Source organism: Sporosarcina sp. G11-34 (assembly GCF_026931025.1).
The window spans coordinates 1-16424 of the sequence record NZ_JAHNZW010000003.1 but is presented as its reverse complement, the minus strand read 5'-3'; the positions used below and the strand labels follow the sequence as shown (position 1 = coordinate 16424).

14 protein-coding genes and 15 tRNA genes are annotated in these 16424 nt (G+C 41.6%); 4 read left to right on the top strand and 25 right to left on the bottom strand.

Annotated features, from left to right (window positions below):
* Positions 1-109: 109 nt before the first annotated feature.
* The 5 genes from xsc to KSU66_RS04265 all read right to left on the bottom strand — a co-directional run bounded on the left by xsc (position 110) and on the right by KSU66_RS04265 (position 4907).
* Positions 110-1882: a sulfoacetaldehyde acetyltransferase gene (xsc, locus tag KSU66_RS04285; RefSeq protein ID WP_269050187.1), complete on the bottom strand. Its 1773-nt coding sequence runs from the start codon at positions 1880-1882 to the stop codon at positions 110-112.
* 504 nt (positions 1883-2386) lie between these two features.
* Positions 2387-3106 carry a GntR family transcriptional regulator gene (locus tag KSU66_RS04280; protein ID WP_269050186.1) on the bottom strand — a complete coding sequence of 240 codons (720 nt, stop codon included), beginning with the start codon at positions 3104-3106 and terminating at the stop codon, positions 2387-2389.
* Positions 3107-3309: 203 nt separating this feature from the next.
* Positions 3310-4101 carry an alpha/beta hydrolase family protein gene (locus KSU66_RS04275; protein ID WP_269050185.1) on the bottom strand — a complete coding sequence of 264 codons (792 nt, stop codon included), beginning with the start codon at positions 4099-4101 and terminating at the stop codon, positions 3310-3312.
* Positions 4079-4561, bottom strand: coding sequence for an NUDIX domain-containing protein (locus tag KSU66_RS04270; protein WP_329958773.1), 483 nt, complete (start codon positions 4559-4561; stop codon positions 4079-4081). Before KSU66_RS04270 ends, KSU66_RS04275 begins: the two co-directional genes overlap by 23 nt.
* Before the next feature lie 37 nt (positions 4562-4598).
* Positions 4599-4907 carry a transposase gene (locus KSU66_RS04265; protein ID WP_269050184.1) on the bottom strand — a complete coding sequence of 103 codons (309 nt, stop codon included), beginning with the start codon at positions 4905-4907 and terminating at the stop codon, positions 4599-4601.
* 225 nt (positions 4908-5132) lie between these two features.
* On the opposite strand from KSU66_RS04265, the gene yidD reads away from it, so the two are divergent.
* The gene (gene yidD / locus KSU66_RS04260; RefSeq protein WP_269050183.1) at positions 5133-5363 is read left to right on the top strand and encodes a membrane protein insertion efficiency factor YidD; all 231 of its coding nucleotides are present in this window, start codon (positions 5133-5135) and stop codon (positions 5361-5363) included.
* A 135-nt stretch (positions 5364-5498) separates the two neighbouring features.
* Complete coding sequence (locus KSU66_RS04255; RefSeq protein WP_269050182.1) at positions 5499-6434, top strand: metal ABC transporter solute-binding protein, Zn/Mn family; 936 nt, start codon at positions 5499-5501, stop codon at positions 6432-6434.
* A 59-nt stretch (positions 6435-6493) separates the two neighbouring features.
* On the opposite strand, the gene KSU66_RS04250 is transcribed toward KSU66_RS04255, so the two are convergent.
* From KSU66_RS04250 to KSU66_RS04230, 5 genes are all read right to left on the bottom strand, one after another.
* Positions 6494-7939 carry an o-succinylbenzoate--CoA ligase gene (locus KSU66_RS04250; protein WP_269050554.1) on the bottom strand — a complete coding sequence of 482 codons (1446 nt, stop codon included), beginning with the start codon at positions 7937-7939 and terminating at the stop codon, positions 6494-6496.
* Between the two features lie 61 nt (positions 7940-8000).
* Positions 8001-8819: a 1,4-dihydroxy-2-naphthoyl-CoA synthase gene (menB, locus tag KSU66_RS04245; RefSeq protein WP_269050181.1), complete on the bottom strand. Its 819-nt coding sequence runs from the start codon at positions 8817-8819 to the stop codon at positions 8001-8003.
* A gap of 13 nt (positions 8820-8832) precedes the next feature.
* Entirely contained in the window at positions 8833-9663 is an 831-nt protein-coding gene (gene menH / locus KSU66_RS04240; RefSeq protein ID WP_269050180.1) for a 2-succinyl-6-hydroxy-2,4-cyclohexadiene-1-carboxylate synthase, read from the bottom strand.
* Entirely contained in the window at positions 9656-11371 is a 1716-nt protein-coding gene (menD, locus tag KSU66_RS04235; protein WP_269050179.1) for a 2-succinyl-5-enolpyruvyl-6-hydroxy-3-cyclohexene-1-carboxylic-acid synthase, read from the bottom strand. Before menD ends, menH begins: the two co-directional genes overlap by 8 nt.
* A complete protein-coding gene (locus KSU66_RS04230; protein WP_269050178.1) occupies positions 11364-12749 on the bottom strand; it encodes an isochorismate synthase in 1386 nt (461 codons plus the stop codon). The genes menD and KSU66_RS04230 overlap by 8 nt, the downstream gene beginning before the upstream one ends.
* 167 nt (positions 12750-12916) lie before the next feature.
* Here KSU66_RS04230 and KSU66_RS04225 point away from each other — a divergent pair, with 167 nt between their 5' ends.
* Positions 12917-13828 (top strand): 1,4-dihydroxy-2-naphthoate polyprenyltransferase, encoded by a 912-nt coding sequence (locus tag KSU66_RS04225; RefSeq protein WP_269050177.1) that lies wholly within the window; start codon positions 12917-12919, stop codon positions 13826-13828.
* Between the two features lie 131 nt (positions 13829-13959).
* Positions 13960-14703, top strand: coding sequence for a TraR/DksA C4-type zinc finger protein (locus KSU66_RS04220; protein WP_269050176.1), 744 nt, complete (start codon positions 13960-13962; stop codon positions 14701-14703).
* A 265-nt stretch (positions 14704-14968) separates the two neighbouring features.
* Here the strand turns inward: KSU66_RS04220 and KSU66_RS04215 are convergent.
* The 15 genes from KSU66_RS04215 to KSU66_RS04145 all read right to left on the bottom strand — a co-directional run bounded on the left by KSU66_RS04215 (position 14969) and on the right by KSU66_RS04145 (position 16368).
* A tRNA-Glu gene (locus KSU66_RS04215) sits at positions 14969-15040 on the bottom strand.
* 6 nt (positions 15041-15046) lie between these two features.
* Positions 15047-15137 (bottom strand) — tRNA-Ser (locus KSU66_RS04210).
* Between the two features lie 5 nt (positions 15138-15142).
* A tRNA-Asn gene (locus KSU66_RS04205) sits at positions 15143-15217 on the bottom strand.
* Position 15218: 1 nt separating this feature from the next.
* Positions 15219-15295: transfer RNA gene (locus KSU66_RS04200), tRNA-Ile, on the bottom strand.
* 5 nt (positions 15296-15300) lie between these two features.
* A tRNA-Gly gene (locus KSU66_RS04195) sits at positions 15301-15374 on the bottom strand.
* A 9-nt stretch (positions 15375-15383) separates the two neighbouring features.
* Positions 15384-15456, bottom strand: a tRNA-Phe gene (locus KSU66_RS04190).
* A 56-nt stretch (positions 15457-15512) separates the two neighbouring features.
* Positions 15513-15588: transfer RNA gene (locus KSU66_RS04185), tRNA-Asp, on the bottom strand.
* A 4-nt stretch (positions 15589-15592) separates the two neighbouring features.
* Positions 15593-15667 (bottom strand) — tRNA-Met (locus KSU66_RS04180).
* 29 nt (positions 15668-15696) lie between these two features.
* Positions 15697-15789 (bottom strand) — tRNA-Ser (locus KSU66_RS04175).
* A 20-nt stretch (positions 15790-15809) separates the two neighbouring features.
* Positions 15810-15886, bottom strand: a tRNA-Ile gene (locus KSU66_RS04170).
* 7 nt (positions 15887-15893) lie between these two features.
* Positions 15894-15967: transfer RNA gene (locus KSU66_RS04165), tRNA-Met, on the bottom strand.
* Between the two features lie 23 nt (positions 15968-15990).
* A tRNA-Ala gene (locus KSU66_RS04160) sits at positions 15991-16066 on the bottom strand.
* Positions 16067-16072: 6 nt separating this feature from the next.
* A tRNA-Pro gene (locus tag KSU66_RS04155) sits at positions 16073-16149 on the bottom strand.
* 31 nt (positions 16150-16180) lie between these two features.
* Positions 16181-16257: transfer RNA gene (locus KSU66_RS04150), tRNA-Arg, on the bottom strand.
* 22 nt (positions 16258-16279) lie between these two features.
* Positions 16280-16368: transfer RNA gene (locus KSU66_RS04145), tRNA-Leu, on the bottom strand.
* Positions 16369-16424 lie beyond the last annotated feature (56 nt).

Sequence of the window (16424 nt, the reverse complement as noted above, 5' to 3'; positions counted from 1 at the left end):
AAAAGTAATTAATATGAGATTATGGATGTCCATTTTTATATTATATCAAAACTATTTTTATTCTTGAATTTGTCTTTTCATTATTAAACACAGGATTAACTAGTTATTTTTATTCATCTTTCCATGAACGGTAATCAAGATGCTTATATTTCTCTAAATAACGAGTAGGTAGCTCTAACGCATCTTTTCTGAATGGTGGCGCGAGCATAGTGCCATCGACTTGTATGTCGATAATTGCTGGCCTTTTTGCCTTTAGGGCTTCTGCAATGGCTGGTCCAATATCTTCTGCTTTGTCAATTGTAAATCCAAGCGCACCCATCGCCCTTGCAACTTCAGCAAAATCAGGTGCATCAATATCAGATCCAACAAAACGATTATTGTAAAAATCTACTTGGTTCTTTTTCTCTGCCGCCCATGATTTATTATTAAATACACAAGCAATGACAGGAAGTTTTTGCTCAACTGCTGTACTGATTTCATGTAAACTCATTCCCCAAGCCCCGTCACCTACAATTGCACATGTTGGTGAATCTGGTTCTGCAATTTGCGCGCCCATAGCCGCTGGGAAAGCAAATCCACAATTACCGAAAGTTAATGCTGCAAGATGACGCCTAGGTTGATTGAAGTGTAAATAAGCATTTGCCGTCGAAGACACGTTCCCAATATCTGTTGCAATAATTGTGTTATCAGGTAATGCTTTTCTTACTTCCAACAATGCACGTCGTGGATTAATTGGACTACCTTCTACCATAGCCAAATCGACGAGCTCTTTTTCCCATTCCTCTTTACGTTTTGTTATTTCTTGTAGACGAGAGGAATCCACTTCTCTTTTTTCACTCTGTAATTGCTTCAAAATCTCTTCAGCGGCGCTTTTCGCATCTGCTATAATACCAATTTCAACCGGATGTGTCCTTGCAATATTTCGTGGATTGATGTCAATTTGAATAATATTTGCTTCTTTTGGGAAATAATCGATGTCATAAGCCGGTAATGTTCCAAAGACTGACAGTCGCGTACCGATTGCTAGAACTACGTCTGCTTCTTTAAGCGAATACATTGCTGCTTTTGATCCCATATATCCAATTGGTCCAACTGCTTGCGGATGGTTAGCTGGGAAAGCATCATTATGCATATAAGAAACGGCAACAGGTGCAGTTAAATGTTCAGCTATCTGAGCGATTGCATCTATTCCGTTTGCATCGACGGCACCGCGTCCCGAAATAATTACTGGCTTTTTTGCATTTTTCAACAATTCGACAGCGCTTTCAATTGAGGCAGGATCACCACTACCGCGAGCATCTACACGATATTGATGGGGCGATAAAATCTGATCCTCAAGTTCTCCGTAAAAATAATCACGTGGAATATCATATAACACAGGACCACGCTCAGCATATGCAATACGGAAAGCAGTCCGTAACGTCTCTGCCACACGACTTCTATGTGTAACCCGTACTGTTTCTTTTGTTATGGATTTAAAGATAGAAACTTGATCACTTTCTTGGAAACCGTCCCATCCAATAGTCGGTGTACCTGCAGATGGTGAAATGATAACCATCGGAGTATGTGCCTGATTTGCTGCAGCAACCGATGTTACCATATTTGTAATACCTGGACCATTTTGACCGATTACAACTCCCGCTACACCTGTGACACGCGTGAAAGCGTCCGCCATATGTCCAGAACTTTGTTCATGTCTTACCGGCATAAAGCGAATCCCTGCTGCAGGTAGTAAATCCAGCATATCCATAAATGCCGAACCAAGTATTCCATAAATATCTTTTACTCCTTCTGCTAACAATGTTTCTACAATAGCCTCACTTGGTGTCATCTTCACCTTTTTACTTACAACTTTCTTTACTTCAACTTGTAATTTTGTCATTTAATTTTCCTCCAATATAATAGTATTTTTTTATACTTTATCCCTAGATATAAAAGCTGATTGAACTGCATCGATAATGACAAGTTAGTTTTTCACTCCCATTTCCGATGCTATTTTACCAAACTTACTTATACTGTCCTATCCAATCTCTATTTGTCTCGGTAAATATGATGAAGTCATAAATCATCCTCCATAAATCCCTTTTTATTATGTTTGTATTGCATTGTTACTTTAGTAAACCGACCCAAAACCAATTGCCGGTATGTAAGTAATCAATTCTAGAAATACGAACATCGGAATAAATATGAATTTTCGCCCTGACTCACCTCCTTAAATGCTCAAATTAGTGATTCGAATTGCAAGGTTAAAGGCTAAAGATTAATAGCTATAATCGATTCGATATGCATCGGTTCAGTGCTTAATTCAATTTTATAAAACTTGTACTAGATTGTTACTCTGGGAATCCGACCAAATGAATGGATGGATTTAGATCTGTTTGTAGAGTCAACTGAATCCTCTCTTTGCTTTAATTCTAAAAACATACATATCCGGGCGATAAAGACCTTTATAATATTCAACTGGGGTTTCGGTTTCATCATAAATGATTCTTTCGACACTAAACACACTTGTATTCAATGGTACATCTAGTAAATATGCTGATCGTTCATCAACAATTTCAGTACTAATGAATTGTTCCGCCTCGATTAAATTAATTCCTAGTTCATTCTCTAGCAGTTCAAAAATAGTTGCACTTTCCAAATCATATTTTGATAAATTTAATCCAAGATCAAGCGAATAGTAATGCTGCTCGATTGCTATTGGTTTTTTATTCGCAAAACGAAGACGTTCGATTGAATACATATCATTCTCAATTAGATTGTTTGAACAATGCTCTTTATTAACTTTCCCCTTCTTTAACAGTTTACTTCCGGGCTCCATACCCATATTTTGTACTGTTTCAGTAAAGCTATTTAAAGAAGAAAGCCATTGTTGAATAGGTGGTATTTTTGTAATGAATGTTCCTTTTCCATGTATTTTTTTTAGAGTGCCCAGATTTACAAGTCTTAAAACAGCTTCCCTTATAGTCGTTCTACTAACTGAAAACTGATCCATTAAATCTCTTTCACTTGGTATTTTCTCTTTATAAATACCTTCTTTTATTTTCTTTTCTAGAATCCTACTAATCTGTATATGAAGTGGAATGTGCAGGTCACTATTAATCATAGGTAATCACCTTTCTTAATTAGTCCGTACATCCGTACCAGTTATCTTTTAATAAGATTTTTCTGACTGGCTCTATATACATCATTAAATCAAACAATTCAGAATAAGTCAACAGTTTATTTTAAATACTTTTATTTAAGTAAAATTTATGATTTCATAAACGCATAAAGGCGGCATGCACTATTCTGTGCATGCCGCCTTTTCTATCGTCCCTGTCTTCTCATCCACCCACATAAATCGCGAACAATTTGTGCATTCATAGTGGGCGGAATATGGTGGGTGTACTTTGGAAAATACCATGTTTCAACGCTTTTATCATTTTCCTTCAGTGCACTTTCAAGCAACTTCGCTTGTTCGAATGAAACATGTTCATCTGACATGCCATGGATAATAAGAACAGCTGCATCAATCTCAGTTATACGAAACAACGCTGTTCGATTTCGATACTCGTCTGGTTTATTATTCGGGGTCCCTCCGATTACACGCTTCATCATTCGTCTTAAGTCTTTCCGTTCTTTATATGTAAATATGATGTCAGATACACCCGACCATGTAACAACCGATGTAATATCTTCCCGTAATATCGCAGTCCAAAGTGCCATAATACCGCCACGTGAAAATGCGAATAGATGGAGCCTTTCTGAATCCGTTTTCGCATGTTGTTTCAATACATCGACAGCATGCACCGCATCCATACGGTCAACTCCTGCAAATTCATCTCTGCCATCTCCCCCGCGATTGCCGCGGTAATACGGGGCAAATACAACAAAACCATTCGAGGCAAGTTGCGCTATACGTGAAGGACGAACCATCCCAACATGTTGGATTCCTCCCCTTAAGTAAATAATTCCTTCATACATTCCATCCGTAATCGGCTCAGCAAGTAAACCTTTTACCTTTATACCTTCCGACCAATATGTAATTTCCTCCAGTCGAACATGCGGATTCGGGGAAGGATATATGCGTCTGTTTTCAATCGTTCCGCTGCGATTCATACGTATCCACCCACTTTCTAATGGCGGACATCCCTTCATCTTTCATATAAAAACTTAAATTCGTGCAGGCGTCCAACTCGCTATCTGACATCCACTCTGCACCTTCTGTTTCATGAAGTATGGGGCTTTCATCAATATGAACGACTTCCGCTGTAAAAACGGCCTTACAAAATGTGACGTTGCTTTGAACGACGTATTCAGCAAATTTTACAAGGTTTGTTATAGTCACGCCCGTTTCCTCAATTGTTTCACGCACAGCCGCCTCTTCGATTGTCTCACCTTCTTCTGCTTTACCGCCTGGAAATTCGATTCCTCGAACCGAGTTTCGGGTAAGCAACCATTTGCCTTTATGTCTTAGCACAACTAACACATGCCTCGCTGGCATTTCAAATCGATTCTCTCCAAATGTCAGCTCGACATGTACACCATTTGCATCGTTGAAAGATACGATAGAAATCACGTCCTTTCGTTAAGTGTAGCGAACGAAAGGATTCATTTCAACGAAAATACGGGAGTTGTTCAATAAACTTTTTTGACTCGTCATTAGTAAATTCATGGATTAGTGCATATACTTTTTTCGTCCGTAATTCTATTTCCTGATTAAAGCCGCCATAATGATCTGGCAAGGGTGGAAAATGTGATCTGAGAAAGTTCATCGATTCAAGTGTACCTGCTTGGTCAAACAACCTTTGAAAAACGGGCACATACCTGTCTGTAACAACCACTTCATATTCCCATGGCGAATCGTCTGGGTAAAAATACACTTGTTGATTCACAACTGAAACGTACATTTTATATTTTTTCATCGCAATACCATCCTTTTATTCATTAGTATGGCCCAATGGATAAAAAACATGCATTCACCTATATCAATACAAAAAAATACCAACTCGGTAAAAATTGAACTTACCTTTTCAATGATTATTTTTTCTAGTTTAACATTTCTCCAATTTTCATCAAAAGCTAATCAAGGGTTCATAAGAATAAATCATGATACAATAATAAGTATCTAGATTACTTAGGAGTCCGCTATGAAAACAATACTAATGTTGATTATAAAACTTTACCAAAAAGCCATTTCACCTTTAATGCCACCATCATGCCGCTTTTATCCTACTTGTTCCCATTACGGCATTGAAGCTATTGAGACACATGGTGCATTAAAAGGATCTTGGCTTGCGGTCCGTCGCATTTCAAAATGTCACCCCTTTCATGAAGGTGGATTTGATCCCGTTCCGGAGAAAGTCACGAAAGAAAACTGATAATCTATTGAAATGGTTCGGCTACGTAGCTGAATCTTTTTTTTAGTTGCAAAATCATATTTTCTCTTGTATGATGATAAAGTAAATAAACTAAATCGTAATGGTTACTATTTAAGAAGGGAAGGATTTTGACCAATGAACAAAAAACTATTCATCGTTATTTCATTACTTACAATCGCATTGCTTACTGCTTGTAGTAATAAAGATATGGATAATAAGAAAAAGAACAGCGATCAACTTTCTGTTTACACAACAGTTTACCCGCTTCAATATTTCACAGAACGAATTGGGGGTAGCCATGTTGACGTGAAATCCGTTTATCCCGTAGGTGCTGATGAGCATACATTTGAACCGACACAAAAAGGTATGATGGAACTTGCTGATTCTGATCTATTCTTTTACATCGGCCTTGGGCTTGAAGGCTTTGTGGAGAACGCTGAGAAGACGTTAAAAAATGAGCATGTAACAATGGTTGCAACCGCAGATGCAATAACCGAAGATATGTTTGGCGAAGGTCATGAAGACGAAGATCATGATCACGGCGATGTAGATCCACATGTATGGATGTCACCTATTTTGAGTGACGCACTGGCTTATTCAATTAAAGAGGCATTAATTGAAGCGGCCCCGGAAAAAAAAGCAGATTTTGAAAAGAACTTTGAAGAGCTACGTGCCGATTTACTGAAACTGGACCGCGCATTTATAGATATGGCCTCTGCGGCACAAACAAAAACATTTTTTGTTTCGCATGCAGCATTCGGCTATATCGCCGAGACATACGGCCTTGAGCAAGTAGCTGTTGCGGGATTGCACTCTCAAACTGAGCCTTCCCAAAAACAATTGGCATCCCTTGTCGAATATGCAAAAGAACAAGATGTAAAATACATCCTATTTGAACAAAACGTGTCTTCCAAACTGACAGAAGTCATCCAAAAAGAAATTGGTGCGGAATCACTTATGCTTCATAATCTTGGCGTATTGACAGCTGATGACGTGAAAAACGATGAAGACTATTTCACACTAATGGAATACAACATCGAAACGCTAGAACAAGCACTAAACGTCAAATAAAAGGCGCATCTCTTTCACAGCTATCCGTGGAAAAGATGCGTCTTTCTTTTTTGTGGTTATTATTTCGCTTCAATCCATTCCCTTAACTTGCGCCGCAATAATTTGTTCGATGCATTGCGAGGTAAGTTTTCGACAAAACGAAATTCTGTTGGTACTTTGTAGCGGGCAAGACGCTTCGCACAATAATGTCCTAACTCCTCGGCGGTCACTTGTCCTGAAGTCTTAACGAATGCAATGGGGACACTTCCCCACTTCGGATCCTCTTTACCGCAAACACCAACTTCCAAAATGTCGGGATGTCCAGACAAAACACCTTCAATTTCAGCGGGGTAAATATTTTCTCCTCCTGAAATAATTAAATCCGAACGTCTATCAACGATATATAAATACCCTTCTTCATCTAGATAGCCGATATCCCCAGTTGGAAGCCAGCCATCAACAAGAGGATTCCTGTCAGCGACATGTCCTATATATCCAGGAGTCACATGCGGACCGCGAATATGCACTTCACCATTTTGGCCAGAAGTCTTCGCGCCATCGATTTTGATTTGATTGAAAAATAGTGGCTTGCCTGCGGAACCGATTTTTCGCAACGCATCGGGTGCAGAAAGCGTAGCTGTTTGAGAACTGGTTTCGGTCATACCGTACGTTTGAAGAACTGGGATTTGGCATCTGTCCGCCCGTTCTAAGTAATCAATTGGAACAGGGCCACCTCCCGCAAGCATGGATTTGAATGAATGATGTGCAACCGCATTTTGTGCTTCTAACTCGCGAAGAATTTTATCCAATGTGAGCGAAACGACAGAAATGCGTGTCACCGAACCATTCTTAATTTCTTCTGCCACTTGTACGGCATCAAACTTCTCATAGAGACGTACTTCCATCCCATAAAGAACGGAACGTACAAGGATGGAGAAGCCACTAATATGGAACAGCGGCATCGCACATAGCCAACTATCCTCTTCACCGAGACCTAAGTTCAAAACGGAAGACAGCGCGCTCGAAACATGATTTCCTGCTGTTTGACGAACACCTTTTGGGTGGCCAGTCGTTCCCGACGTATACATAATTGTAATTGTTCGATCTGAATCCCAAGTCTTTTCAACGTGCAAATCGTTTTCGTCGCTGTCTTCAAGCGCCGAAAAAAATAATAAGCGTACACTAGACCCGGCGACTACTTCTTTGAACGCATCATCTACGAGCACTAGTTCCACACCGCAATCATTGAGCTGCCATTCGAGTTCTTTTTTCGTTAATCGACTATTGAGCATAACAATTTCAAGTCCCACTAACATACACGAATGGATAATAAATACCATTTCCACATTAGATGGACCTAAAAGTGCAATCCGATCCCCGTCGTTCAGACCGTTTGCCTTTAATTTACGCGCCAGTTCCATCGACTTTTCTTTCATTTCGGCAAACGTCCATTTTTCATCCGCAAAGGATAACGCTATTTTGTTCGGCGTCAAATAAGCTCGTTGCATAAGCCAGTTTGGAGTCATTTTCTTCACCTTTCATTCAGAAAAAGCTGCCTAATTAAGGGCAGCTTTTTGTCTGTTCGATTTAAGGGAAACGTGGGAATTGACCAAAGTCAGGTTTGCGTTTTTCTTTAAACGCATCGCGTCCTTCTTTCGCTTCGTCCGTTGTGTAATAAAGAAGTGTCGCATCTCCAGCCATTTGTTGAAGTCCTGCAAGGCCATCCGTATCCGCATTCATCGCCGCTTTTACAAAACGAAGTGCAGTTGGGCTCATTCCTAACATTTCTTCACACCATTGAACTGTTTCGTCTTCTAGCTGCTCATATGGCACAACCGTGTTCACAAGACCCATATCAAGTGCTTCTTGTGCATTGTATTGACGGCATAAGAACCAGATTTCACGTGCTTTCTTATGACCAATGATCCGTGCAAGATAGCCCGAACCGTATCCCGCGTCGAATGAACCGACTTTCGGACCTGTTTGTCCAAAGATTGCATTGTCCGCAGCAATTGTTAAATCACAAACAACGTGTAGAACGTGTCCGCCACCAATTGCAAAACCTGCAACCATTGCAACTACTGGTTTGGGAATTACTCGAATTAACCGTTGCAAATCAAGAACGTTTAGACGTGGAATTTCATCTTCCCCGACGTAACCACCATGACCACGAACTCGTTGGTCTCCGCCTGAACAGAATGCTTTTTCGCCTTCACCTGTTAGAACAATTACACCGATACTTGCATCATCGCGAGCGCGTGAAAATGCATCAATTAGTTCTGTTACCGTTTTCGGACGGAATGCGTTACGAACTTCCGGACGATTAATTGTAATCTTTCCAATTCCGCCGAATTGTTCATATTTAATGTCTTCGTATGTACGTAGTGTTTCCCATTGACGTGTCATAAAATATACCTCCTCAAATTTTCAACTCTTTTATATGTTCCTCTATCATTGTAGCAAATGACGTCGGTTTTTCCACATGTATTGCATGTCCTGCGCGTTTTATTGTCTGATGACGTACAAAAGGTAAAAATGTACTCATTTCCCGGGCAATAAAGACAAACTTTGTGTCGATTTCCCCAGTAATAAGCATAACGGGTTGTCTAATCGATTCAAGATCATTCCAATACGATGGTTGACTACCTGTTCCAATGCCCAGTAAACTATTCGCTAGGCCGATTACATTTTGTCCGAGCCGCTCTTCCCTAACTGCTTGTTGTTTTTCTTTCGGTAATAATTTCTGTGATGCAAAAAGTGGAATCTGTTCCCAAAAGTCAACGAAGGATTGTATGCCGCCCCCACTAATTTTTTTCGCAAGCAACTCGTCTGCATCTTTTCGATTAACCCGTTCCTTTTCTGTCTTTAAACCGGGTGATGCGCTTTCCAAAATAAGCGAGGCGACTCGCCCCGGATAGTTCACTGTGTAAGCAAGCGCAATTCGTCCACCCATCGAGTAACCTACAAGGGTGAATTTTTGAAGAGAAAGCTTGTCAAAAACGGCTTCCAAGTCCTTTACTTGCTCTTCCATCGAATAGCGTTCCGGATTTTTAAACGCCGTTGACTTGCCATGCCCGTTTAAGTCCACAGACACCGTCTTAAATTTCCCATCTAACAAAGTGAAAACTTCATCCCATGTTCTTGTACTTCCCGTAAAACCGTGTAAAAAAACGAGGACGGGTAAACCATTATCCCCTCTTACTTCCACATGAAGTTGATTGCCACGAACGTGAATAAGTTCTTCATTCATCAAAATCGAGCATCCTTGTAACTTGGTCCCACAATTTACGATGCGCTGCTACATTTAAGTTGCGATCTGTGAACACTTCAATAATGCGTAACGGCTTCACTTTTTCTTTCGATAACTCTTCTTCAAACGCCTGCAGTGTACTGACAGACGCGTACTGTGCCCCATACATTTTTGCTATATGATCAAAAGTAAGTCCTGTTGGCGTCCCAAAAAGCTCTTCAAAATGAGTTCCGGTCTTAGCCTGCGGAAGAAACGAGAATATTCCGCCACCATCGTTGTTCATAATAACAATTGTTAAATCCGTCTCGTGAAAACGTGTCGCAATAAGTCCGTTGACGTCGTGTAAAAAGGATAAGTCCCCAATTAACAACCATGCGGGTCGCCGTCTTGCGGCTTGAATACCTATAGCAGTCGACACAACACCGTCGATGCCATTCGTTCCTCGATTCGCAAAAATAGCAACGTCTTTAGTTGTTTTCCCGAAAAATGTATCAACATCACGAATCGGCATACTACTTCCACTTATTAAGTCTGTCTGCGTAGGTAGATGTCGGAACAATGTTTGACTATATGCGCCTTCATCTCCCTTAACACCGACATGACTTTCAATAATGACAGACGCTTTTTCGTCCGCTTCACTCCATAACTGCTTATACGGAGAAGTTTCCGGTTTTTTCACGAAGATTTGTAAGATAGCTTCCGGTTTTCCTTGAACATGATGTGTAACGACACCGAGCGGATCTCTGAATTCTGGTGATTCATCCACCGCAATTACATTGGCTGGTCGTGCCTGTTTCAAAAAAAGTGACAGCGGTTTTGATACGGGCTGGGCACCGAAGCGAATAACCGTATCGGGTTGCACTTTTTCGGAAAACACCGGACTTTTTAAAATCGCGTCGTAATTCGTTATGCAAAGTGACATACAGTCTTTCGGTACCTCTGAGCGAAGATTCGACAATGGATCGCATAAAACCGGCCATTTCAACATTTTTGCGAACTTCCAAAAGGTCGCTTTATCTAGATCTATTGGTAACTCCCCGGCAATAATTAGGCCTTTACTTGCCCCTATTAGCAGGTTAGACAATTCCTCTGTAAGTTTTGCACTTAATGATTCAGTCACTTCAAACCTTTTTTTGAAAGTCAAAGTCGGGACTACCATGTCGAAATCAATATGGAGTGGCTCACGAAAAGGCACATTCAAATGAATAGGTCCCACTGGTGCGGACAGTCCCACCGATAATGCACGTTGAATATGACGGTCTATAAAATCATCAATATCTGGATTCTTTTCGGGCAATGGAAAATCGACACTATACTTTACGTGGTTGCCATACATTTGTATTTGATTGATTGCCTGTGGTGCGCCTACTTCTCTTAATTCGTGTGGACGATCTGCTGTAATGACAACTAATGGAACACGTGAATAATGCGCTTCTGTAACTGCTGGATAGTAATTCGATGCAGCGGTTCCGGATGTGCAAAGTAAAACAACAGGTTCACCTTTTGTTTTCGCCAAACCAAGTGCAAAATAACCTGCCGACCTTTCATCTATTTGCATATAAACGTCTAGACCTTCAGTCGATGCGAATGCATATGCAAGCGGCGTTGAGCGTGATCCTGGACTAATGACAACTGCTTTCACTCCGGCGTTCACTAATGCACTCGTCATTCGGCGAACGTAATTTGTCAGCACATGAACATTATCCATTCAATTTTCCTCCAAGCGCCCGCAATACCGGCCTAAACTTCACCCATGTTTCATCGTACTCGTTTTTAGCTTCCGAGTCCGCAACAATTCCTCCACCTGCATACAAATAAGCTTTGTCTCCGTCGAGCAATGCAGAACGAATCGCAACAGCAAATTCACCATTACCCAACGTATCTGTCCAACCAATTGGCGCGGCATAATAACCGCGATCCATGTTTTCCTTTTCACGAATAATCATTTTCGAAGTCTCATATGGAACACCACCAAGTGCAGGCGTTGGATGAAGAGCTTCGACAAGACTAAAAATATCCACTCCTTTTTCCAGCTTTCCTTCAATTGGTGTAAATAAATGCTGGATATCACGAATTTTCATTAACTTAGGCATTTTTGGCATCGAAATATCGGTACAAAATTCATTGAACACGCGTGAAATCATATCTACGACATAATGATGCTCCACACGGTTCTTATTGTCGCCAAGAAGTTCTTCACCTAGTTCCCGGTCTTCAACCGCGGTTTTTCCACGTCCAATCGAGCCGGCGACACAAGCCGAAAAGGCGCGTCCTTTAGTCACTTCAATTAGGCGTTCTGGTGTTGCGCCAAAAAATAATTGACCATCTTTCTGTAATCCAAAATGGTAACTTTCCTGTTGTTCATTTGAAATATGATGTAGTGCAGAAACAGCCGATACTTCATTTTCAAAGTTTAGTTTAATTGCGCGTGCAATGACTACTTTTTCGGCTTCCCCGTTTTTTATTTGATTGGTAACGTCGGTAACCGCTTGTATATAGTTTTCTTTTGCACGTTCATCAATCGACAGGACTGTCGGTTTTACTGAAGGATTGAAATCATTTACTTGCGCAATATGAATCAGTCGATCCCTTTCATCACGTAGCTGATCGAATTGAAATACGGCATTTTCACTTTCCGTCACCAAATTAATAGAAATGGTTGTCTTTCCATTTTTAATGACCAATTGAAAGGATGGCACGACAAAATGGGCTGAAGGAAATTCATTCCATTCAGAGTCTTTCACACTTTCCGGATCAAATGAAAATCCGCCAAAAAGAACCGGTTCCATATCTTTGTCTTCTTTAATAAGTGCTGCGCTTAACTTTTCCCATTTCGTTGAAATCTCTTTAAAACGATTGTCAGTAGCTTCACTCGTTAATACAGAAGCATGACCGATTCCGACAAGCGTCAATGTATTATCCGCGTTTTGCCAATAAAAACGTTCGTTGTTATAATGCGAATCACCTGCTTCAAAAAAAGATAAAGGTGAAATCCGTGCCACTTCGATTGTTTCTGTAAAAAAGCGTACATGTTCTTTTTTAATTTCTATGTTCTTTTCAAGGACAGTTGTAAAATTCTGTTTCATGTTTTTCCCTCCGTACATTATACGACTCATCAAGAAAGTGTATAGCCTTTATCCATTATACCGAATTCTACACGTTTCGGCACATCTTAAGCCGGCGGTATGTTCACTTCACTGAATTTGGAGTACAATAGATAAGGTTCAATACATTTCATAAGGAGAGAATACCATTGCAACAAACAATACAAGCTGATACGGGTTGGCGGATTTGGTGGAAACTTACCCGACCACACACACTGACGGCCGCATTCGCTCCAGTTTTTCTTGGTACAATGATTGCGCTGACAAACGGAAACATTAATTTCCCTCTTTTCTTTGCCATGCTCATCGCTAGCATCTTTATCCAAATGGCGACAAATATGTTCAATGAGTACTATGATTTCAAAAGAGGTCTTGATACAGAACAGTCGATTGGTATCGGAGGTACGATTGTACGAAATGGCGTAAAACCGAAAACAGTATTAAATTTAGCATTTATCCTTTACGGAATTTCTGTTCTTATCGGTATTTACATATGTATGGAGACATCTTGGTGGCTTGCTGTCGTGGGGCTTATCTCTATGGCAATCGGCTATTTTTACACAGGCGGACCCTATCCTATCGCCTACACACCTTTTGGAGAATTAGTTTCTGGAGTCGTCATGGGCATGCTACTCATTCTTATCGCATTTTACATACAGACCTTAACTGTAACGACTGAAGCTATTCTGTTATCTGTTCCAAGTATGTTGCTTGTTGGTGGAATTATGATGGCAAACAATATACGCGATATTGAAGGCGACACGAAAGGCGGCCGTAGAACGCTCGCTATACTTGTCAATCGGTCAAATGCAATTACAATATTGATGCTTTTTTTCATTATCTCTTACGTTTGGATTATCGGAATGGTTCTTTTTGGACACCTTACACCTTGGGCACTTCTAGTGTTCCTTAGTATCAAAAAGCCAGCGACCGCAATCAATGTATTTCGTAAAAATAAAAACCCACTTCTTGTCAATCCAGCGATGAAAAACACTGCTATTACAAACACCTTGTTCGGATTGCTACTCGGTATCGGTATATTACTCGGTCATTTAATTTAACAAAAATCCTCAAACATTGATAGCAATGTTTGAGGATTTTTTGCGTCTTACTGTTGAATAATATTTAATGTTCATGAAGTATGCTTTGAATGCGCATACTGTTGTTATTACTATGAAGGAAGTGACCTGCATTGTTGAGCACAACACAACTATCCAAACTAAAAAAAGATCTTCTCGAAATGAAAATGGATTTGTCAAAAACCGAAGAAGAAACAACTATCAAAGAAAATTCTCAAGAAGCATCGGGCGAACTTTCTATGTATGCCAATCACCCAGGCGATATGGGCACAGAACTCTTTGAGCGGGAAAAAGACATGGCACTACACGTACATGCAGGGAGTGAGCTCGAAAAGGTTGAAAACGCCTTACAAGCAATCGTAAGCAAGTCTTATGGGAAGTGTGAAGTCTGTCAAAGGGAAATTCCATTTGAACGGCTCGAAGCCATTCCTTACACCACTTTTTGTATGGAACATAGTATGGAACATTCGGAGCAAAATTTAATACGTGATCGACCTGTTGAAGAAGAGATCCTTATACCAGCCAAACCAGATTCATTTGCGGACAGAAGACACGGAGTAGCCCGTGATGCTGAAGACAGTTTCCAAGAGGCAGCAAAGTCGGGTACTTCCGAAACCCCTTCAGACTTCACCGGTGATCACGATAGCTATGCCGGATTATATGATAATAATATTGAGGACGGCGCAACTGAAAAGTATGAAGAATTCGCCGCTACAGATATAACGGGCGAATCACACGGCTTTCTGAGATCCGATGAATCAGAGAAATACGAAGCCGAACTGGATGACAAAAGTATTCAATCCCCGCTTGGTGATATTCCTTACCACGAAGGAGATAGTTATGTCGATAGGGATTAGCAATGAATTTCAATATCGCTAATAAATAGGAACACTTTATTAATATCAGCACACTCGAAAATCGCTGAATAAGGCGAACCTCCTAGCCGGAATAGCGTGAGCCCCGGACCCTTCAAACTTAAAAAAGAAGGCTGGGGCAATACACGCGAAAAAGGTGCCCATTCAACGATTTTCTTTTTTTAGTGAATCCGAATAAGTAAATGAAGGCAATCAAAAAAGTGTATTGTTGGTCTGCAAAGACTAACAATACACTTTTTCTTTTGTATGACCCCTACGGGATTCGAACCCGTGATACCGCCGTGAAAGGGCGGTGTCTTAACCGCTTGACCAAGGGGCCAAATTATGGCGGAGAAGGAGGGATTCGAACCCTCGCACCGCTTACGCGATCTATGCCCTTAGCAGGGGCACCTCTTGAGCCGCTTGAGTACTTCCCCATAAATGGCTCCGCAGGTAGGATTCGAACCTACGACCGATCGGTTAACAGCCGATTGCTCTACCACTGAGCTACTGCGGAATGGTGGGCCTAAGTGGACTCGAACCACCGACCTCACGCTTATCAGGCGTGCGCTCTAACCAGCTGAGCTATAGGCCCTTGTTTGGAGCGAGTGAAGGGAATCGAACCCTCATCATCAGCTTGGAAGGCTGAGGTTTTGCCATTAAACTACACTCGCATGAAACAATGGCTCAGGACGGAATCGAACCGCCGACACAAGGATTTTCAGTCCTTTGCTCTACCGACTGAGCTACTGAGCCTTAATTTTTCGGTTTATATTATTCTCACAACCTAAAACTTACTTACTTCTTAAAAATGGCGGTCCCGACGGGAATCGAACCCGCGATCTCCTGCGTGACAGGCAGGCATGTTAACCGCTACACCACGGGACCTATTTGGTTGCGGGGACAGGATTTGAACCTGTGACCTTCGGGTTATGAGCCCGACGAGCTACCACTGCTCCACCCCGCGACAATATTATTAAACCTACTTTTTAAAAATGGAGGAGGAAGAGGGATTCGAACCCCCGCGGGTTTTAACACCCCTGTCGGTTTTCAAGACCGATCCCTTCAGCCAGGCTTGGGTATTCCTCCGTGACAGTTAAAAATACAAATGGTGGACCTTGCAGGACTCGAACCTGCGACCGGACGGTTATGAGCCGTCTGCTCTAACCAACTGAGCTAAAGGTCCTTCAAGATGGCGGCAGAGGGGATCGAACCCCCGACCTTACGGGTATGAACCGTACGCTCTAGCCAGCTGAGCTACGCCGCCAGGATCTTTATAAAATAATATGTTGGTGGAGCCTAGCGGGATCGAACCGCTGACCTCCTGCGTGCAAGGCAGGCGCTCTCCCAGCTGAGCTAAGGCCCCATAAAGTGGTCGGGAAGACAGGATTTGAACCCGCGGCCCCTTGGTCCCAAACCAAGTGCTCTACCAAGCTGAGCTACTTCCCGACAATTAATATAATCTTACTGGAAAAAATAATGGCGCGCCCGGCAGAAGTCGAATCCACAACCTTCTGATCCGTAGTCAGACGCTCTATCCAATTGAGCTACGGGCGCATATATACACGGTTTAAAAATTTGGTGCCGAGAACCGGAATCGAACCGGTACGGTAGTTACCCACCGCAGGATTTTAAGTCCTGTGCGTCTGCCAGTTCCGCCACCCCGGCAATGAAATGGAGCGGAAGACGGGATTCGAACCCGCGACCCCGACCTTGGCAAGGTC